Annotated in this window: 22 protein-coding genes and 2 pseudogenes; 6 read left to right on the forward strand and 18 right to left on the reverse strand. The window is 59.7% G+C overall.

What is annotated here, in order from left to right:
• Positions 1-28: 28 nt before the first annotated feature.
• The 9 genes and pseudogenes from PMI11_RS25690 to PMI11_RS25730 all read right to left on the reverse strand — a co-directional run bounded on the left by PMI11_RS25690 (position 29) and on the right by PMI11_RS25730 (position 7,847).
• A complete protein-coding gene (locus PMI11_RS25690; protein ID WP_007823141.1) occupies positions 29-475 on the reverse strand; it encodes a DUF805 domain-containing protein in 447 nt (148 codons plus the stop codon).
• Positions 476-508: 33 nt separating this feature from the next.
• Positions 509-952 (reverse strand): DUF805 domain-containing protein, encoded by a 444-nt coding sequence (locus PMI11_RS25695; RefSeq protein WP_007823143.1) that lies wholly within the window; start codon positions 950-952, stop codon positions 509-511.
• A 303-nt stretch (positions 953-1,255) separates the two neighbouring features.
• Positions 1,256-1,705: a DUF805 domain-containing protein gene (locus tag PMI11_RS25700; protein WP_007823144.1), complete on the reverse strand. Its 450-nt coding sequence runs from the start codon at positions 1,703-1,705 to the stop codon at positions 1,256-1,258.
• 357 nt (positions 1,706-2,062) lie between these two features.
• A complete protein-coding gene (locus PMI11_RS25705; RefSeq protein ID WP_007823145.1) occupies positions 2,063-2,578 on the reverse strand; it encodes an AAA family ATPase in 516 nt (171 codons plus the stop codon).
• A 129-nt stretch (positions 2,579-2,707) separates the two neighbouring features.
• Positions 2,708-4,456, reverse strand: coding sequence for a tetratricopeptide repeat protein (locus PMI11_RS25710; RefSeq protein ID WP_007823147.1), 1,749 nt, complete (start codon positions 4,454-4,456; stop codon positions 2,708-2,710).
• A 107-nt stretch (positions 4,457-4,563) separates the two neighbouring features.
• A complete protein-coding gene (locus PMI11_RS25715; RefSeq protein WP_007823149.1) occupies positions 4,564-5,238 on the reverse strand; it encodes a VIT1/CCC1 transporter family protein in 675 nt (224 codons plus the stop codon).
• A gap of 122 nt (positions 5,239-5,360) precedes the next feature.
• Positions 5,361-5,522, reverse strand: a pseudogene (locus PMI11_RS38540) (VIT family protein); the annotation flags it as partial.
• Between the two features lie 19 nt (positions 5,523-5,541).
• Positions 5,542-6,216, reverse strand: coding sequence for a hypothetical protein (locus PMI11_RS25725; protein WP_244430681.1), 675 nt, complete (start codon positions 6,214-6,216; stop codon positions 5,542-5,544).
• Between the two features lie 224 nt (positions 6,217-6,440).
• On the reverse strand, positions 6,441-7,847 hold the full coding sequence (locus tag PMI11_RS25730; RefSeq protein WP_007823156.1) for an adenylate/guanylate cyclase domain-containing protein: 1,407 nt from the start codon (positions 7,845-7,847) through the stop codon (positions 6,441-6,443).
• A gap of 441 nt (positions 7,848-8,288) precedes the next feature.
• Here PMI11_RS25730 and PMI11_RS25735 point away from each other — a divergent pair, with 441 nt between their 5' ends.
• The gene (locus PMI11_RS25735; RefSeq protein WP_007823158.1) at positions 8,289-9,614 is read left to right on the forward strand and encodes a DUF2254 domain-containing protein; all 1,326 of its coding nucleotides are present in this window, start codon (positions 8,289-8,291) and stop codon (positions 9,612-9,614) included.
• A 284-nt stretch (positions 9,615-9,898) separates the two neighbouring features.
• The gene (locus PMI11_RS25740) at positions 9,899-10,405 is read left to right on the forward strand and encodes a hypothetical protein (RefSeq protein WP_007823160.1); all 507 of its coding nucleotides are present in this window, start codon (positions 9,899-9,901) and stop codon (positions 10,403-10,405) included.
• 40 nt (positions 10,406-10,445) lie between these two features.
• Here the strand turns inward: PMI11_RS25740 and PMI11_RS25745 are convergent, their stop codons facing one another.
• The 5 genes from PMI11_RS25745 to PMI11_RS25765 all read right to left on the reverse strand — a co-directional run bounded on the left by PMI11_RS25745 (position 10,446) and on the right by PMI11_RS25765 (position 13,085).
• Positions 10,446-10,892, reverse strand: a complete 447-nt coding sequence (locus PMI11_RS25745; RefSeq protein WP_007823161.1) for a DUF4952 domain-containing protein — start codon at positions 10,890-10,892, stop codon at positions 10,446-10,448.
• 88 nt (positions 10,893-10,980) lie between these two features.
• Positions 10,981-11,529 carry a cytochrome P460 family protein gene (locus tag PMI11_RS25750; protein ID WP_007823162.1) on the reverse strand — a complete coding sequence of 183 codons (549 nt, stop codon included), beginning with the start codon at positions 11,527-11,529 and terminating at the stop codon, positions 10,981-10,983.
• A 241-nt stretch (positions 11,530-11,770) separates the two neighbouring features.
• Positions 11,771-12,133, reverse strand: a complete 363-nt coding sequence (locus tag PMI11_RS25755; RefSeq protein WP_007823163.1) for a type II toxin-antitoxin system RelE/ParE family toxin — start codon at positions 12,131-12,133, stop codon at positions 11,771-11,773.
• A gap of 2 nt (positions 12,134-12,135) precedes the next feature.
• A complete protein-coding gene (locus tag PMI11_RS25760; protein WP_007823164.1) occupies positions 12,136-12,387 on the reverse strand; it encodes a ribbon-helix-helix domain-containing protein in 252 nt (83 codons plus the stop codon).
• Between the two features lie 254 nt (positions 12,388-12,641).
• The gene (locus PMI11_RS25765; protein WP_007823166.1) at positions 12,642-13,085 is read right to left on the reverse strand and encodes an SRPBCC family protein; all 444 of its coding nucleotides are present in this window, start codon (positions 13,083-13,085) and stop codon (positions 12,642-12,644) included.
• A gap of 276 nt (positions 13,086-13,361) precedes the next feature.
• On the opposite strand from PMI11_RS25765, the gene PMI11_RS25770 reads away from it, so the two are divergent.
• Positions 13,362-13,694 (forward strand): HNH endonuclease, encoded by a 333-nt coding sequence (locus PMI11_RS25770; RefSeq protein ID WP_037072131.1) that lies wholly within the window; start codon positions 13,362-13,364, stop codon positions 13,692-13,694.
• 24 nt (positions 13,695-13,718) lie between these two features.
• Here the strand turns inward: PMI11_RS25770 and PMI11_RS25775 are convergent, their stop codons facing one another.
• Positions 13,719-14,150 carry a helix-turn-helix domain-containing protein gene (locus PMI11_RS25775; RefSeq protein ID WP_007823170.1) on the reverse strand — a complete coding sequence of 144 codons (432 nt, stop codon included), beginning with the start codon at positions 14,148-14,150 and terminating at the stop codon, positions 13,719-13,721.
• 69 nt (positions 14,151-14,219) lie between these two features.
• On the opposite strand from PMI11_RS25775, the gene PMI11_RS25780 reads away from it, so the two are divergent.
• Both PMI11_RS25780 and PMI11_RS25785 read left to right on the forward strand, forming a co-directional pair.
• Positions 14,220-15,467 carry an MFS transporter gene (locus PMI11_RS25780; RefSeq protein WP_007823172.1) on the forward strand — a complete coding sequence of 416 codons (1,248 nt, stop codon included), beginning with the start codon at positions 14,220-14,222 and terminating at the stop codon, positions 15,465-15,467.
• Positions 15,468-15,577: 110 nt separating this feature from the next.
• Positions 15,578-16,645: a DMP19 family protein gene (locus PMI11_RS25785; protein WP_007823173.1), complete on the forward strand. Its 1,068-nt coding sequence runs from the start codon at positions 15,578-15,580 to the stop codon at positions 16,643-16,645.
• Positions 16,646-16,663: 18 nt separating this feature from the next.
• Here PMI11_RS25785 and PMI11_RS25790 read toward each other — a convergent pair.
• From PMI11_RS25790 to PMI11_RS25800, 3 genes and pseudogenes are all read right to left on the reverse strand, one after another.
• Positions 16,664-16,842, reverse strand: a pseudogene (locus PMI11_RS25790) (SDR family oxidoreductase); the annotation flags it as partial.
• 64 nt (positions 16,843-16,906) lie between these two features.
• Complete coding sequence (locus PMI11_RS25795; protein ID WP_007823179.1) at positions 16,907-17,233, reverse strand: hypothetical protein; 327 nt, start codon at positions 17,231-17,233, stop codon at positions 16,907-16,909.
• A gap of 139 nt (positions 17,234-17,372) precedes the next feature.
• The gene (locus PMI11_RS25800; RefSeq protein ID WP_007823181.1) at positions 17,373-18,131 is read right to left on the reverse strand and encodes an SDR family oxidoreductase; all 759 of its coding nucleotides are present in this window, start codon (positions 18,129-18,131) and stop codon (positions 17,373-17,375) included.
• A 200-nt stretch (positions 18,132-18,331) separates the two neighbouring features.
• Here PMI11_RS25800 and PMI11_RS25805 point away from each other — a divergent pair.
• On the forward strand, positions 18,332-18,844 hold a 513-nt coding region (locus tag PMI11_RS25805; protein WP_007823189.1), incomplete at its 3' end, for a cation diffusion facilitator family transporter.

Genomic DNA, 18,844 nt, shown 5'->3' on the forward strand with positions numbered 1-18,844 from the left:
AGCAGGCCAATGTGACGGAGGATGCGGCTCAGGTGAAAACCTCCGCCTTTGGTTCCGCAATCAGCGAATCCGGCCCGTATTTGTTCGGACCTTCCGTGCCCGGAAGCAAGCAGATCACGATCACAGCAGGGCCGGCGAGGATCGCGAAACCTGGAATGACACAGAGAAGAACCAGCGTGCCATATCGGGAGCTGGAAATACCGCAATCCTGGAAACGCCGCGCGTGAAGGGCCGTTTGCGGCGACAAGGTCGCCAAGACGAACAGGATCAGGATGGTCATCAAGACGTCTGCGATCTGCGAAAGTCCGTCAGCCCCACCCGTCGCTTCGCTGACCGTAACAAGCAGCGGGACATAGGCAGCCAGCAGCGCCCAGTAGAGAAGTTGGAGCCACCAATATTCCGAGCGGGAGGCGCGACCGGAGAAGGTCGCGTACTTCTTCGACAGAACCGTTCGGACAGATTCATGAAACCCCATTTGAAATGCCCCACTCCCAGAAGTCCACCTGCCCTAGGCGAAAACCTCGGCTCTGACCTCCGGACGCAGCGGATCCGGCCCGAACTTGTTCGGACCTTCCGTGCCCTTGAGCACAGTCGTAACGAGGATCGCGAGGCCCGCGACAACATTGAGGTAGGGAATCAAGTTTGCGATAAAAAGCGCGAGATACCACCAGCCGGAGATGTTGCGGTCATGGAAACGGCGAACCGTAAGGGATATCTGCGGCAGCAGCATTGCGAGCGCAAACAGTCCGGCGATGACCCCGATGGCAATGAGCAGTGACGAAGGTTCATCCTGACCACCGGAACCGGCGGCCAAAGCAGCCAAAATTCCAAGTCCGATCAGCACCAGCCAATAGAACAGCTGAAACCACCAGCACTCCGAGCGGGAGGCCCGACCGGAGAAGGTTGCATATTTTTGCGTCAGAACCGTCCGAACAGCTTCGGTAAACCCCATAAAAATGCCCCCATTTCTGCTTGCAGCAAGCGCGGTGACCTCTCACCATCGCCTTGGAATGACAGTTGTTTCGAATGAGAAACGGCTACGATTCAAACGTAGAAATTGCAATAAATCAGTCGTATCCGTCACTATTCAAAATGAAAACGCTTTGCGTTCAATTTCTTCACTGGAATTAGGTGTTCGTTTCCATCGGAAGCGGGCGGCTGCAGCAACTGCCCCGTCCCGCCCCTGCACAAGATAAAACAGAGTCAAGGCGGCAAGAGCGCAACCGGCAAACCCGACATTCCCGATGACGATGCCTTAGGCAAAAACCTCGGCTCTCACTTCCGGACGCAGCGGATCCGGACCGAACTTGTTCGGGCCGACGGTACCTGGGAGCACGCCGATCACCAGAATGGCGATGCTCGCGATAAACCCGACATAGGGAACCATACCCAGGATAATCAGCGCGAGATACCACCAGCCGGACATGTTGCGATCATGGAAGCGGCGGATCTGAACGGCGAGCGCCGGAATAAAAGTTGCAAGCAGAAACAACCCGCCGATGACACCGACAGCAATGACTGTCGACGAAACCCCACCCTCGACCCCACCGGAAGCAGTGGCGACCCCGAGGGCCACGACTATAAACGCGATCACCACCAAAAAATGAAATAAATAATACCACCAATATTCCGAGCGGGATGCCCGACCGGAGAAGGTTGCATATTTCTCTCTCAGAACGCTTCGAATAGCGTCACTAAACCCCATTGAAATGCCCCCATTTCAGCTTGCCACGAGCGCGGTGACGACTCACCATCGCCTTGGAACGACAGTCGTTTCGAATGAGGAAGTGCTACAATTCAAACGCAGAAATTGCAATAAGTCAGGTGCGTCGGGCACACGATTTGAAAAAGTAACGATTGTACGTTGAGTTTTTTCATCATAGCGCCTGTCAAAGCCGCCTCAGGTTCGGTCCATAACCGCCCATCATTCCGGCGGGCAACGGCGCCTCGGCATGCTCAGTGGAGAGAAGCCGTCTCTTTACCATCCATACTGAATCTGATTTGCCCGCCCCAAGAATCCCGTGCTGCCTAGCCCGTGAGGCAGCACACAGATCATGATTACTCACCGATAATTCGTTGCGAAGGCGTCGATATCTGCAACGCTTTGCAGCCGGATAACTGGCTTCCCCTGCACCTCGGCTTCTATGCATAAGGTGCGGATTTTCGGCATCCAGGATTGCTCAACTTCCCATATAGCTTGAAACAAGGCCTCGGTGAGAGGCATTCCTGCAAGGCCGCCAGGGCGATGTTCGAGTTCGCCTCTGGCCCAAGCAATTTGGCGTTCGGCAGCCAGCCAAAAATGCATCCACAATGGCATATCGACCAGGACAATATCCGTCGCGCGTTCCAGCCGCTCGGGAATTAGGTCCAGGCGGCCGAGACCGTCGATGACCCAATTGTCTTGCGCTATTGCTTTGGCGTGCTCCCACTCAAAAGCCTCGCGGGACGTTTCAATCCAGCCTTCCTGCCAAAGCAGGCTGTCAATTTCTGTGTGCTGAACGCCCAGTTTTGCAGCTATCAGACGCGCCAGCGTGGATTTCCCGCCCCCAGCATTTCCGATAATTGCAATTCGCATCATGGCTATGTCCTTGAGAAAATGATGACGGGCAGATATCGATCAGCTGTGTCTGGCCAAGGAGTGCATGGCATGCGCTCAGTGGTCGCCTTTTGGCGACATCTGGCATCTTGTGCCAGACAATGCGCCCATCTACTCCGGCAACCCCGCCAGTCGCAGGCCTTCGATGTATTTGGCCATGAGGGCCTTGTCGAGATAGGGAGCGCGGGCGCTGTAGCGCTCTATCGAGAAGCCGGGATTGATCTTCAGGAGTTCGCTCGCGGCCTGGCGTGCCTCCTCCAGCCGTCCCAATTGAGCATAGGTTGCCGCAAGCAGGCGGTAGGCAGGACCAGGCTCGGCCATTTTCTCCAGAAGAGACAGCGCCTCCGGGTACTTTCCCGAAAGAAACTTCGCTGCGGCGATATCCCAGAGATACCAGTCGGGGCGGCTGGGGTTGAGCCTGACGGCGAGTTCTCCCATCCTGATGGCATCGTCAAGACGTCCGAGATAACCGAGCGCATCGCAATATTCCGCAAGCAGGTCGCAGTTGTTGGGAGCCAGTTCCCTAGCACGCTCGTAGCAGGCGACGGCCCGCTCGGCCTCCCCGCGCCAGAGATGGACGACGCCAAGCGCCCAGTGCGTATCGGAGTCGATGGGATTGAGCTTCAGGGCCTTGCCCAGCAGGGCCGATGCGGTTGCAAGGGCGGCGTCGATGTCGACGATTTCGTTCCATTTGAGTTTTCTGAGCTCGATCCACGCCAGGCCGATGTAAGGCCGCGCATATTCCGGATCGTCTTCGATCGCGGCAAGATACATTTCTCTCGCGAGCCGGACGTCATCCGGGTTGGAACCCTGATGATGATGCCGGCCCCGCAGGTACAGGTCATATGCCCTCAGCGACGTCACGGGCTTGCTCAGGACGCGCTGCCGCTCCGCCTCTTCGATCTTGACGCTGAGTGCTGCCGGAATGGAGCGGGACAGCTCGTCCTGGATGTGAAAGATGTCGACGAGGTCGAAGTCGTATTTTTCCGCCCAGATCTGCTCGCCTGAAACATTGATCAGCTTGGCATTGACCCGGACGCGATCGCCAAGCCGCCGGACACTTCCTTCAAGGATGTAGGCCGGGATCGGCTCGGCCTGCTGCGGCTGCGGGGGCGGTCGCTGAACGACGACGGTCAGCCTGGAGAACCGCGCCAGGGCCGCCACGACATCCTCTGTTATCCCGGCCCCGAAATAATCCTGATCCGGATCGCCGCTTAGATTGGAGAATTTCGAAACGAAGAGCAGCGTTCTGTTCGCTGAAAACTCCCGCCCGCGATGTGTTCCGATCGGCTGCGTTGCAGGTTCAACCGTCAGAGCAGGGCCGGGTTTCTCCGCCTTTCCGCCGTCGTCGAGATTGACGTCGAAGATGCGGATTGGCCGCTCGATGTTCTTCAGCGCATGCTCGCCCCGATCCTCGAAGCCGATATCCAGGCGCTTGCCCAAGGTATCACGCACCGACGCCGATATCGCTATGCCTCCCGGCCTTGCGATACTTTCGATGCGTGCCGCCACGTTGACGCCATCGCCATAGACATCGTCGTCATCGAAGATGAGGTCGCCGATATTGATTCCGATCCGGAATTCTATCCTTCGCTCGCCGGAGACATGCGCATTGCGCCTGCGCATCTCCAGCTGTATTTCGACCGCGCATAAAACCGCCTCCTCGGCAGTCTGAAACTCGGTCAGCATTCCATCGCCAATAAGCTTGATCGTATGGCCCTGATAGGATGCGATTTTCACATCCCAGAGTTCGTGCCGGTGCAATTTCAGGGCGGAAAGCGTGCCCTTCTCGTCGACCCCCATCAGTCGACTGTAGCCGACCACGTCAGCGGCCATGATGACAGAAAGCCGTTGCTTCATCGTCGCCCCATCCATCAGGTCAGCCAATCGACGCCAAGATTAGCATAGACGCAACCTCGAAACACTTCCCGGCGCGCGTTCAGGAGGTCGACTTCGCCCGGATGGCTTCAGCCGCCGAGGGCGACCGCGATTGCGACCAGAAACAATCCGAGGCAGGTCATCGTGATCCCTGCGTAAAACGGCCGGCCACCCGAAAAACCGGCCCATGCATAACCCGTCACGAACAGCAGGACGACCAGAAACAGGTTGCTTGCCCTCAGCGCCCAGTTGGCATTGTCGATCAGAAAGAACGGGATGACGGCGGGAAGTGCGGTGGCCGAGACCAGCAGAAAGATAGCGGCCGCAGCGCGCAGATCGGCTCTCGTCAGGGACAGTTTTGCCGGCTCGGCACGGCGCGTGAGCGCAAGCAGCGAGCGATAGAGCGCCTCCGCATCGGCCGGTTTTGCCGAGAGCGGCGAGCCTTCGACCGGAAACTCTTTTGCGAGCACGGCGAGTGCGGCGGCTTCGTCCTTGGCCGCCCTGATCTGCCGGAACAGCCGAAGACGCCGGCTCCTGTAAAATGTCGTCCCCAGGATGAACAGGACGGCGTCGATGATGCCCCAGGCGACGTTGCATCCGATTGTCGCAACGACGAGGTCGCGGACATCCAATCCCTCCTCGTCAAGCACGAGCCTCGAACCGACCGTCCATGTCAGCGCCATGATCAGCCCGAAAAGCACTTCGCCGAGCGCATCGCCGGGATCGAGGTCTGCGAAGATGGAAGAGAGCCCCCTCAATGTCATCAAATGGTTCCAATCCGCTCCGGCACGGGCCAAATCGCAACCGGAGAACTATGCTGGAAGCGGCGGATCTCTTCATTGAGTTGGATCAAGGCCCGGACAACATGGCCCGTCGTGAGCGCAAACAGCGAGCGATAGAGCGCCTCCGCGTCGGCGGGTTTTGCCGAGAGCGGTGACCTTTCGACCGGAAACTCATTTGCGAGGACGGCGAGCACGGCGGCCTCGTCCCTGGCCGCCCTGATGTGGCGAAACAGCCGAAGACGCCTGCTCCTGTAAAACGTCGTCCCCGGATCGGTGGCACAGTAGTCAGCGGCAAATCCCTGCTGACTGGCAGGAATCGGGATCGATACCGAAGGTGCTAGGCAGAAAGCTCTCCAAACAGATTTCGTCAGAGGAATAAGCTATGCCTACGTGCGCGACCCATCGTTGATGCTGTTCCCTCGTCGGATAATAGTCTTCCGTCGGGTAGTAAAATCTCGACATACATTGCGATGGCGGCATTCCTGCCGGCAAGGCTCCGGCCTGGATTAACGTCTGCATTGTTTTTTGTGAATCAGGTATATTCGTCTGAATGAAATGAGTAACGATCGGCTTGAGATCGGGATACTTTTCTATGCAATCACTGAGCGCCTTGTTATCGGCACTTTGATTGATGAAGACGATGTAACCAACGTTATCGGCGGCTCGCTTCTGTGCGTTCAGCTCGTTCCCATCCAGGATCGTGTAGCCTTTTAGCACGGTGGCTTTTTCAATCAGCGATCTGTACTGCCTGATCTGTTCGTTCACATGCTCAGAACAAACAACCAGAGTCTTTGGTGTAGTCTCGTCTTTCAGGTCGGGCATACTCCACTCGATCTCCCAGGGCGCGGTCCGGTTAGGGGGAGATTCGATTGGGGCAATTTCCTGCATCGCCCCAACGGCGCGCGAATGGGACATGAGAACGACGATAACAAAGACGATGACTCTTGAGAAAATACACACCTGCAAACCTGGCTCCGGCTGCCGTCTAGACTGCGAACAACGTTACCAGCAGTATACCGATAGATTTCGCCATGCTGCCTCCTGAAAAAACATCATACGCACAAAGTCACTGCAACAGCAGGGAAAATCCCCATCATCATCATATGATGAGTAACGCATTTGAGCTCCTGGCCCGTCAACGGAAACCGCTCAAACTCGCATGACATCAAAGCGCAGATAGCCCCTCACGACAGCGCGAAAATCCTCACTTCCCTGCCGATCCCCTGAAGTTCCTCCATGCGGGAAGCCGAGGTGATGCCGCTGTGGCGCAACATCTCCGAAACCTGCTCATTGCCGACAACCGCCTCCGTCGTCAGGATCACCTGCGGTTCGGCAAGGCCCTGCACGCGCGAGGCGATGTTGACGGTCTGGCCGAAATAATCCTGCCGGTCGTTCATGCTGACGGCAAGGCAGGGCCCCTCGTGGATGCCGATCTTCAGGAGAAGATCCTCGCTGCCGCGCTCGGCATTCAGCCGCAGCATCGCTTCGCGCATCCTGAGTGCTGCCGCCACCGCACGATCCGGGCTCGGGAAGGTCGCCATCACGGCGTCGCCGATGGTCTTGACGACCGCGCCGGCCTCGGTGGCGACGATCTCGTGCAGAACCCGGAAATGCGTGCGCACCAGATCGAAAGCGGCGAGATCGCCGACGCGCTCGTAAAGTGCCGTCGAGCCGCGCAAGTCGGTGAAGAGGAAGGTCAGGCTGGTGATCTTGAGGCGCTGGTCCACATCGAGCGTATCGGTGCGGTAGATGTCGCGAAAACTCTGATTGGTCAGCAGACGCTTGGCCGTCAGGAACGGCCGCCTGTGGCCGAGAATGTCGTGCATCTCATCTGACGCGATGCAGACGTTCGGCAGCACGCGGCGATCGGTGTGATTTTCCAGAGTCAGGCGCAGCAGGCCGGGGCGCAGTGTCAGCGTTTCGTTCTGCGCATGACCGTGGCTGAGGACCATCGACAGGTTCTGGCGTTCGCCGGTCGGCTCGCCCTGCACGTCGAGGAACTGCGCCGAATGCGTCACCGCATCGAAGATGATGATGAATTCCGCCGGCAACTGCAGCGAGACGAAAGCCTTCTCGCTGGGATCGAGTTCGATCATTTCCAGGAGGATGCGCGCAAACCTTTCCTCGAGATCGTCAGGCAGGTCGACGCCGGAGGAGAAGAAGATCTGCCGGTAATATTCCAAGGGCGGCAACCGGTCTGGATCGTGGGCAGCAATCCTGCGCACGCGCGGACTGACAGTGAAGGTAACCTCGACCATCTCGTCGAGCGTCGGCTCGTAGCCGGCCGCACAGAGCGCGCAATGATAGGCCTCCCGGTCGACGGCTTTCAATGTGGCACCCGTATCGAGCACGCCGCCGCATCCCGGGCAGAGCACATTCCAGGTCATCTCGAAGGCGCCGATGCGGGCTGCATGCAGAAACGCCGCGATCACCTTCTCTTCATCGAGATAATGGGCTTTGGCGAAGGCCAGCGCATTGATGCGGTTGAGATCGCGACCGGCGCCATGCCTGACGACATTCTCGATGCTCTCGACGGTCTTCGGGTCGGCCGCCTGTCGCAAAGCGGTAAAAAGCACGTCCACTTCGCTCATCAGACAGGTCTCCGTGCACGCAACGCCACGCCGGACGGCGCCGGGTGGCGCCGAAGGCGATTATAACACGGAAGTTTACCGATAGATATCGAGACGACCTGATGCGGCGCCCGAACTCGAAGGCGATAGCGAGGGCGACCGCGATGGCGACCAGAAAAAGACCGAACGATGAAGGCTCGTCACCGATCGGCGCCATTATGGCTAGGCGGCCCGCAAGTCGTGGTTCGCCCCGCATCTTCAGTGCGTGTCCTACAGTAATATACGTAACTGCTGAGCCGGTTCGTGCATAATTGCGGGGTCAATCCCGATCGGCTGGACAGGATCGAAGGTGGGGCGAAATCCTGAAACGCGGCTCTCGACGGATGATCCCACCGCAGGCGGGAGCGGGAATGCAGGCATTTCCGGCGGCGGCCGGGCACCGAGGGAAATGAGGGAACCAAAATGGGCTGGAACCGGCTGTATAGCCTGAAGAGCTACATCAAGTCTTCGCTGTGGCTGGTGCCCTTCATAGCCCTGCTCCTCTACATCCTGGCAATCCGCATGGTCTATCTGCTGGAACCCTGGCTTGCCTCGATAGAACTATGGCCATGGGGCGTGGAAGGCACCCAGAGACTGCTGGAGACGATCGTCACGATGACGCTGACATTCGTCGTCTTCACGTTCGGGTCGCTGCTGGTGGCGATCCAGATCGCGGGCGGCCAGCTGACGCCCAGGATCATCGCGACGACGTTGCTGAACGACAACGCCATCCGCTTTACCGTCGGGCTCTTCACATTCACCCTGCTCTTCGCGACAGGCGCGCTGGTGCGGCTGGATGCCGCCGTCCCTCAGGCCATCGTCGAGATCACCGGCCTTCTCGGTTTTCTGTCCATCGCCACCTTCCTTTACCTGATCGATTATGCCGCCCGTCTGCTGCGACCGGTGAGCATTATCCTGCGCGTGAGCGAGGAAGGCCATGCGGTGATCGAGGATGTCTATCCAGCGATGGCGAAGGCCGAGGCGGACACCGCCCTCACGCACCTGCTCCCCGGCACCGAACCGGACAAAGTCATCCTTTACCGGGGGCGGCCCGGCATCATCGTTGCCATCAACAAGAGTGCCCTGCTGATGCAGGCCGAAAAAACACGCTCCGTCGTCGAACTGGTCCCGCGGATCGGCGATTTCGTCGCCTCCGGCGAGCCCCTCTTCCGGCTTTACGGCATCCTGACGCCGGAAGAAGACGTGCTGGAATCGTTGATTGCCTTCGGGCCCGAACGGACCCTCGAACAGGACGCGACATTCGCCTTCAGGATCATCGTCGACATCGCGATCAAGGCGCTCTCGCAGGCGATCAACGATCCGACGACGGCTGTGCTCGCGATCGATCAGTTGCAGCGCCTGCTCTGTTTCGTGGGAAGGCGTGACCTTGGCGGTGCGAAGATTTTCGACCGGGCCGGAGAGTTGCGGGTCATTTGCAGGGCGCCTGACTGGGAGGATTTCGTGAAGCTGACCTTCAGCGAAATCAGGCTTTACGGCGCTGGGAACTTTCAGATCGCCCGCCGGCTGCGTGCCGTGCTCGAATATGGCTTGCAGGTGCTGCCCGATTTCCGGCGGCATGCCCTTGAAACGGAAATGGCGCTCCTGGATCGGCGGCTCGCCGAAGTCTACGACTTTCCGGAGGATCTGGAACTCGCCAGGATAGCGGATACGCAAGGCTTGGGCGGCTCGAAATCTCTGTCCTCTCGAGCGCAGTCCGCAACCGGCTCCGTAACGCCTTTTCGCCAATAGCGGCCGAGGACCCCAGGTAAAGAGAAGTGCGCATCGGTTCTGCTGTAATGAGATGCGTAAAAGGACGTAAAGCGCGGCAGGTGAATCTGAAATGATCGCGACACCGTTTAAAAGGCGGCTCTAAAGCATGTCGCGCAAAACTGTGCAGCGGTTTTGCGATAACGACATGCGTAAAACAAAGAGCTAAAGCATGGCGAGCGAATCTGAAGGAGCGCGACACGTTTTAGACGTTTGGCTGAGATCGTTGGACCGAAGCGCGCCGGATCAGCAGGGGGACATCAAAATTGCAGCAGCCGAAATCACTGAAGGTCGTAGCCACCCTGGCGGTCGTCGCATCCCTGTGGTGCGCGCCGCCTCTGCAGGCACAGGAACCAGCGGGCGGCCTGACGTGGTCCAAGGATCCGGCCAGCCATTGCGAATTCGTGTCTCCTGTTTCCCTTACGTCAGGTCCGACATACTGGACCGGCGCATGTCCGGCAAATAAGGCTTCCGGACCGGGAATGCTGCGTCGCCGCGATGGCGATCGCGCCGGCCCTGCCTTCTACGGGGAAATGCAGGCCGGAGTGCCTGTCATCGGGGTGATCGACAATGAAGGCTATCGCGTCGGCCGCTTCAAGGACGGCGATATCGGCGGCAATGCGGAACTGGAACCTCAGGTCAGGCTCGACGCGTTCCGCGCAGCAGCGAAGGCCGCCCGGGAGGTCAGCGGGCTATACGCCAGACAGGGGAATACAGCCTCATCCCGCCACTACGAAACCATCGCGCAGCAGCTGGATGAGCAGATCGAATGACGGCCGGATACGGCGGTTCTGCGGATTGATATCCGCTTCGTCACATATCTTCCGTAAACGTCTCCACCGTGATCTCGAACACGGTGATCCGGTGCCACTCGCTGCGGCTGGAAAACATGGTTTCCTCCGAGACCATGGAGATCAAAAAGTCGCGGCCCATTGAATCACGGAACTGGCTGGCGGGTGAATCCCATAGGCAACAGGAGCGCTTGAGGCGGTTCAAACCCACGGTCTTGATGAGATAGGCTTCGGTGGCAGCCGCGTACCGGCCGGGTACGTGATATGTCGCCTCAAGCGGCTTGCCCTGCCGATCCGGGGCGTAGCTGCACCCGGCAAATTCTGCATGATCGGGCTTCTTCTGCATCTGCGCCAGAAAATCGCCACAACCCTGCGCCGTCAACAGGATGGGAGCGGACGCTGCCATCAGCGGCGGCGCGACGGCGCTACAGAACGACCATATGGCAAAAAGACAAGCGGCGAACTTCATATCCAACCTCGACTGCGCCGCCTGGACGCTCTTATGCGCGGCATGGATGCTTTATAGTGGATAATCAATTTCAGGACAGATGCCACTGTCAGGGTGCGTACCGGCTGAACACGAAGTCGCGATCCTTGACGATCGAGTGGCAGGAAAAGCATGCTTCGGGCATTGCCGTGGTCGAGGGTTTACCGTCGTCAAATTCGACATATCCCCAGCCGCCGGTCGAAGCATATTTCTTTGCGTCCTTGATCATGAACTGCACGCCGTTCTTCGGCGACCCGGCGACGAATGACTGGGGCGCGCCAAAGGCTTCCTTGCTTTCTTCCAACGGATGATAATCCCACGCCAGGCGTGCAATGATCGTGCCGTCAGGATAGGTAGTTGCCCCTTCCCGGAAGGCTTTGATCGCAATATCGTTGCCCAGGATGGCTCTGAGATCGTTGAGCTTGCCCTCTTCGTGCGCGACCGCGATGAGCGGCCAGTCGCGGTAGCCGCCAGGCATTTCAGTCAGGACCGGGGTGCGCCCGTTATCGGTCTCTCCGGACGCACTGGCATTGTAGCCGATCAGGCCGGTAACCAAACCAACCGTCAACGACACCGCGATAATCTTCTTCATCGAAATACTCTCCATCATCGGGTCCATGCGGCGATCCTGGCAGATATTCCGAAGGGCGAAATCATACTTTGATATGGTGGAGACGGTTCCGCGACAGGCCGCCTGCAGGCCCTGCCCCACCTTGTGTTGTTCTCGATACGTGTGACGCACCAGACGGCCTTTGCCATCAGGAGATCGAAGTCGACCGGCTTCGTAAAATAGGCTCCCGAGCCTGCCCGGAGGCCCGACAGCATGTCTGAAAGACCGAGACACGGTTTAAAGGTTGGCTCTATGTCTCCGGATCGGAAGCTTTATCGAAAAGCGCCGCCAAATCGTCAGCAAGGCGAACGGGTAAATCCATCCGCTCATGGAGAATACTCATGATACCCAGATCGCCATTGTCCAGTTTCCGGAAAAACACGTAGTGTCGTTCATAGCGGCTGAAATAAGCTTCGCGTTTAACGTCAGCGGGCACAGCCAGTTTCTGAGGAAGACGCCGCCATAGCTTGGGCTCGTCGCAGAGATGTTTCAAATGGTCGTGCAGACCCGTAATGTAGGTAGCGGCCTGTTCCTCGCCCCATTTTTCCACGGTGTCGCGCCAAATCTTGTCCTGAGCAGCATCCGCTCGGGGATAGAACCGGTAAGTCGCCATAATCAGCGGCGCTTGTTGCGACGAATGACATCCTCAGCCGACACGGCGACAAATTCGCTATCATCCGCGCGCATGGCTGGGCCAAGCTCTTTCTGCAGGCTTTCCCAAGCATCCTCGCGGCTTTGCAGGTCGCGCCGGATCAGAGCGCGGATATACTCGCTCGCGTTTTCATAAAGTCCGTCCTCCCCGATCTGCTGCTGAATGTGGTCTTGGAGTTGCCCACTGACCTTCACGTGAATGCTGCCTGATGCCATAGGCATACCCTTTCGTTCTTCTTGTATGGTGGGTAGCGTAGCACATATTGTCAATATTTATCACAGCGGTCAGTGGATCTTGTGCGGCGACGCCTGAGCGAAAGAGCGTCGTTGCGCGAAGTTCCAATTCCAGCGGCTTTCGCAATTGGGAGAAAATGGACAGGCCATTTCCCAGGACGACCGGATGTACGAACACAGAAAAGGCCGGGTCTAAAAGCAGTTTCCAGACCCGGCCTCCCCCTGGATTCTGACGCTTATTGCTGGATATCGGGCTCGACCAGACGGGCGAGATTGCGCAGCGATTCCTGCCAGCCGAGGTAGCAGGCCTCCGCCGGGATGAGATCCGGGATACCAGCCTGCACCACATGGAGTTCGGTGCCGACCGAGACCTTCGTCAGCGTCACGGTCACGTCCATTTCGCCGGGCAGGTTGGCGTCGTCGAACTTGTCGGTGTAGCGAAGCTTCTGGCCGGGAACGAGTTCCAGATATTCGCCGCCGAAGGAATGGCTGTGGCCGGTCGTGAAGTTGCGGAAAGACATTCTGTGCGTTCCGCCGACAATAGGCTCCAGATGATGGACCGTGCAGGTAAAGCCGTTGGGTGGAAGCCATTTGGCGACGGCGTCTGCCTCCAGGAAGGCGCGATAGACCTTGTCCGGGGTGGTCGCCAGGACGCGGTGAAGTTTGATTGTGCTCGGCATGGTGATCCTCCTTTGGATTGAACTTTGGCAATGCCTCTAGGACGGGCCGGATCTTCCCGATCCGACACTGCGATCAGAAATTTCCGGTCCGGGCCTGGTGTCGGTCATTCCCTGCTCCCCGCAGCGGACCGACAGTAAAGGTGAATTATTTTGTAAATCGATTTTCTGTTTCAACACCGCCTGGCGCCCGACCTTCCGCCGCCCCTGCCAGAACATTGAAGATCTGGAAGGCAGCGCCGGTTGCCTGTCGGTCCGGCTTGCGGCTAATCTTGCCTGATGGCGCGAAAAAGAAACCAAGACGTCACCTCCTGGTATGAGGCGCCGGTGCCTGATATCTGCCCGCTCTGCGGCAGGATCGTTCCGGCCGAGCAGCGGGACGAGCACCATCTCGTGCCCAAGAGCCGCGGCGGACGGGAGACGCAGGTCCTGCACCGCATCTGCCATCGCCAGATCCATGCGCAGTTTTCCGAAGCGGAGCTGGAACAGTCCTACCCGACCGTCAAGGCTCTGCTTGCCCACCCCGCCATCCAGACCTTCGTCGCCTGGGTGCGAAAGAAGCCGCCGGGGTTTTATGATGGCACGCGGCGAAGCAAGCGCCGGCGGGAGTGAACCACACAAGCTGCCTGCCCGGCGCTACCTGCCCTTGACTGCCCGCGCCCCCCTGCCCGCGCCCGCCCGCTTGCCCGCGACATCGAGCAGCCGCCGGAAGGTCGGGCATTCCATGTGGGAGGGCGCGGAACATTCGGCGACATGGCGCAGCGTGTCGCTGAGCGCCGTCAGCTCCCGGATCTGGCGGTCGATCTCATCGGCCTTCTGATGCAGCACGGCGCGCGGCAGTTCCGGAGCACCGGTCTTGCCGAACATGCCCGATATTTCCTCCAGCGAGAAACCGGCCGTCTTGCCCATGGCGATCAGCTTGAGCTGCAGCAGCACCTCGGGCGGAAACTGGCGGCGCAGCCCATGGCGGAAGACCGAGGTGATGAGCCCGATCTCCTCGTAATAGCGCAGCGCCGAGGGCTTGATTCCGCTTCGTGCGGAGACCTCTCCGATATCCAGAAATTTCATGCTTGACCTCAAGTCGGCTTGAATTCGTAGCCTGCGCTTGAATGACATTTCAAGCAAGAGGACATCGATATGGAACAGGCAGAAATGACCGGATCGGAGCGAATGGAAAGACGGGGCGTGACGCTGACGCTCTCCCTTTCGATGCTGCTCGCCTCGCTCGGCACCAGCATCGCCAACATCGCCCTCCCCAAGCTCGCAGAGGATTTTTCAGCGCCCTTCGCCCAGGTGCAGGGCGTCGTCGTCGCCTATCTCGCAGCCTTGACGATCTCGGTCGTCATCGTCGGCCGGCTCGGCGATCTCTACGGGCTGAAACGCATGCAGCTTGCCGGCCTCGGTCTCTTTTCCGTCGCCTCGCTGCTTTCGGCCATGGCACCCGATCTGCCGCTGCTGATGGCGGCGCGCGCCGTTCAAGGCGTCGGTGCTGCCTTCCTGATGACGATCTCGATGGCGCTGATGCGCGAGACCGCAAGCGAGGCGCGCATCGGCCGCGCCATGGGCCTGCTCGGCACGGTCTCCGCTCTCGGCACGGCCCTTGGCCCCTCGCTCGGCGGCGCACTCATCCCGCTTGCCGGCTGGCGCGGCATCTTCTGGGTGCAGGTGCCTCTGGCGGGACTTGCGCTGATCCTGGCCATCGCGACACTGCCGGCCGACAAGGCCAGGGGCAGGACGCGCCCGGCGGGCCTGCTTGCCATGCTGGAAAAGCGCCTCGTCCCCAATCTCATCGTCAATATCGTGGTGGCCGCCGTGATGATGACGACGCTGGTGGTCGGCCCCTTCTATCTCGGTCTGGCGCTGGAGCTGAAAGCCGCTGTCGTGGGCCTCGTTATGTCCGTTGGCCCGGTCATTTCCATCGTCAGCGGCGTGCCTTCCGGCCGGCTGGTCGATGCCTGGGGCACACGCTCTGTGCTTTCGATCGGCCTTGCCATGCTTGCCGCCGGCGCCTTCCTGCTGGTGATCCTGCCTGAGCTTTCAGGCGTCGGCGGCTATATTGCCGCCATCATCGTGCTGACGCCCGGCTACCAGCTTTTCCAGGCCGCCAACAACACCGCAGCCCTTGCCGATGTGCCGAAGGACCGGCGCGGCACAGCCTCCGGTCTGCTCGGCCTGTCGCGCAATATCGGACTGATCTCCGGCGCCTCGCTGATGGGCGCCGTCTTCGCCTATGGCGCCGGCACCGAGGACTTCATTCATGCGACGCCGGCAGCGATTTCAGCCGGCATGCGGCTGACCTTCCTGCTTGCCGGCGGACTGATGATTGGCGCCATGGCAGTTGTCTTCGCTGGCGCCTTCGAACGGAGATCGGCCAGGGCACAATAGTCCGTAACTGCCTTGGGCGGCGCTACACCGCTCAAGGTCCTGCACACCCGACGGGCTTGAACTCTGCAAACGCTCCGCCAAATTTACCCGCGCCACGGGAAAAAATATCCATGAAACACGCCAGTCTTTTGCTTGCCGCTCTGCTCACCAGCGCGATCTTGGCGAAAGCTTCCGCGGCATCCGATCAAACGCAACCGGAGGCGCGCGATTTGCAGGCCCTGACGACCATGTCCACCGAATTCGTCATCGAGACGACCTTCCTGCCGCAGATCATGCGGGTGAAATATGATGACGACAAGGGGCCGATACTGGCCGATATCGGCAAGCTGGAACCTGACGTGCGCAACCTCTTCTGGCTCTCATACCTGCATTATGTGGTGCCGGGCGGCGAGCCGCATCACTTCTTCACCACGCTTGCCGAGGCACGCAAGCTCAAGGAGGAGGCCAAGAAACTACTGATCGCTCAGGGCCAGTCCGTCAGCGACGACACGCTGCACGAGATGACCGAGATGAGCGAAAAATCAGACCCGGCACGCAACGCGGATGCGGTGCTGCAGGCGCTGACAGCGGCCGGCCTGACGCGGCAGGCGCAGGCCTTTGCCGCAGAGCGCGACCTCGCGGCCAAGAGTGAGGACGCCGATTTTGCCGCGCTCGACGCCGCCTTCGGCCCGACGGCCGCGCTTCCGGCCGCCATCCGCAGCTACGTCGAGCGCACGCCTGAACTTGTCGAATGGTCGACCAAAGCGCGCGCTGAGATCGGTGACGAGGACCGGCTCAGCTACCTGACGGGGAAACTCAATGCGATGGAGGACGCGGAGATCGATCGCCTTCCAAAAGCGCTGAAGCAGATCCACGTCGTCGATTATTTCAACGCCGAGATGCTGAATGGCGGCGTCCATCAATTCTTCTTCAATTCGTCCGGCCGTTATGCCTCCGATGTCGCAGTCGCCTTGCGCGAGCTCGGCTTGACCACACATGCCGATGTGATCGAGCGCGGCATCGACATGTTCAGCAAACCCTATCCGACCGATACGCAGAAGCGGCGGGTGCTGAATTTTGCCGGCGAATGGGGCGCATGGGATGACGCACTCTCCGCCCTCACCTATGAGGTCGACGACGGAGAGATAACGCCTGCCCTGATCGCGCTCGCCAAACGCCAAAGCCTGCTGCCGCGATAGGCTAGAACCACCCCACCCCTAAAGCAGCCGAGCCGACATGCCACCATCAACGATCATCGGGCTGCCCGTCATGAAGTTCGATGGTCCGACAGCAGGAAGAGCGCCGCCTGCGCAATTTCCTGCGCCGAGGCCATCCGCTTCATCGGATGCAGGCTCGAGATATAGTCGAGGAATTCAGGGTTATTCTCGCCGCCGGCGGTCGGGGGCCCTATCGGCTTCAAATGGATCCACTTTGCGGCCGCCGGGGTCACGCAGGGCAACTCAGGCAAATACGGTGATACAGACCGCCGTCCAGATTAGCGCCGTCCCCAGTGCCATCGCTCGCCTGGCGACGGCGACCTTGTCTGCCTCATCCTCCGCGACAGGCGTGGTCACAATCCAGGGCACGCAACCAAGTGCCGCAAATCCGATGACAGCAACAATCATCACAAGATAATCGATTGCACGCCAGCTCCCCTGTTCATAGACCCCCCAGTAACCCAGAAAGGCCATTCCGACTGCAAACATGGTGGCGGACGCAGAGCAAAGCCCTGTAACGGATCCGGTAGGTGCGCGCATGGTGCTTTTTTCACGTGTCTGCGAGTTCATGACGCAATATCCACGACGGTTGGCTGTCTCTCCGCAAATATGTCAGGAATTGAGCGCGCCGTGAAGCGCTGGTGACCCTCCGGGACGGCCGCGAAATTCCCCGCCTCGGGCGGCGCAATACCGCCCGAGGCCAGTTCTGCTAAAGCAGCCGAACCGACATGCCGCCATCGACGATCATCGGGCTACCGGTCATGAAGCTCGATTGGTCCGACAGCAGGAAGAGCGCCGCCTGCGCAATTTCTTGCGCCGCGGCCATCCGCTTCATCGGATGCAGGTTCGAGATATAGTCGAGGAATTCGGGATTATTCTCGCCGCCTGCGGGTGTAATGGTGCCGCCGGGCAGCAGGCTGTTGATCCTGATGCCATCGGCTGCGTAATCGGCAGCGACCGATTGCACGAGGCCGATCAGGCCCGCCTTGGAGGCCGCATAAGCCCCCATGCCGGGCAAGCCGCCATTGCTGTATCCGACGAAGGATGAGGTGAAGACGATCGAGCCGCTGCGTTGCGCTTTCATCACCTGCAGCTGCGCCTTCAGCGCAAAGAACGCGCTCGTCAGGTTCGTGGAGATCACCGTTTCCCAATTGGCCGCGCTCATTTCCGCGAACGCACCCATCTCGCCGACGACACCGGCATTGTTGAAGGCCCCGTCGAGCCTGCCATAGGCATCGAGTGCCCGATCGACGAGGGCCTGCGCATACCCTTCATCGCGCACATCACCGGGAAGAGACACGGCCATGCCGCCCATTTCGATGATCTCGGAAACCAGCGTGTCGAGGTTCTGCGCCCGCCGTGCACCGAGCACGAGCTTTGCGCCCCTGGCCGCAAACAGCCGGGCGGCGGCCGCTCCGATGCCGCTGCTTGCGCCGGAAATGATGATCACCTTGTCTTCCAGTTCCATGTCCAAACCTCCTGTTTTGATGGTCATGGAGGGGTAGGAAATATGAGAAGCGGCAGCCACCCGATTCCGGATCGGGCGGAGGCAGTGACGAGAGCGCGGGTGGCGTCCGTCCCCGCCGCTGCTCAGCCCCACAATCAGAGCGCTTGCCATATCCCCTCCAGGGGGATAGGTAATAGCGATCTTCAACAACGGAGCTGCACATGCTCTCAGCAGTCACGGAATGGTTCGGCTTCGGGCGGCCCGGCCACGATCATTCTCATGCCCATGGATCACACGGGCATTCCCACGGGACGCATGGCGAGGGCGGCTACGGCCATACGCATGGCGTGGTCGATCCGAGCATCGCCTCTTCCGAGCGCGGCATCTGGGCGATCAAGTGGTCCTTCGTCATCCTGGCGATCACCGCGATCCTGCAGCTCATCGTCGTCTTCTATTCGGGTAGCGTGGCGCTGCTCGCCGACACGATCCACAATGTCGGCGATGCGGCCACCGCAATCCCGCTCTGGATCGCCTTCTCACTGGTGCGCCGCGCGGCGACGAAGACCTTCAATTACGGGCTGGGCCGCGTCGAGGATTATGCCGGCCTCATCATCGTGCTGATCATCCTCTTCAGCGCGCTGGTTGCCGGCTATGAAGCGATCGACCGCCTCATCCATCCACAGCCGATCACCCAGCTCATCGCCGTGGCGGCTGCCGGTATCGTCGGCTTCATC

The organism is Rhizobium sp. CF142 (assembly GCF_000281145.1).
In the GTDB taxonomy this organism is placed as follows: domain Bacteria; phylum Pseudomonadota; class Alphaproteobacteria; order Rhizobiales; family Rhizobiaceae; genus Rhizobium.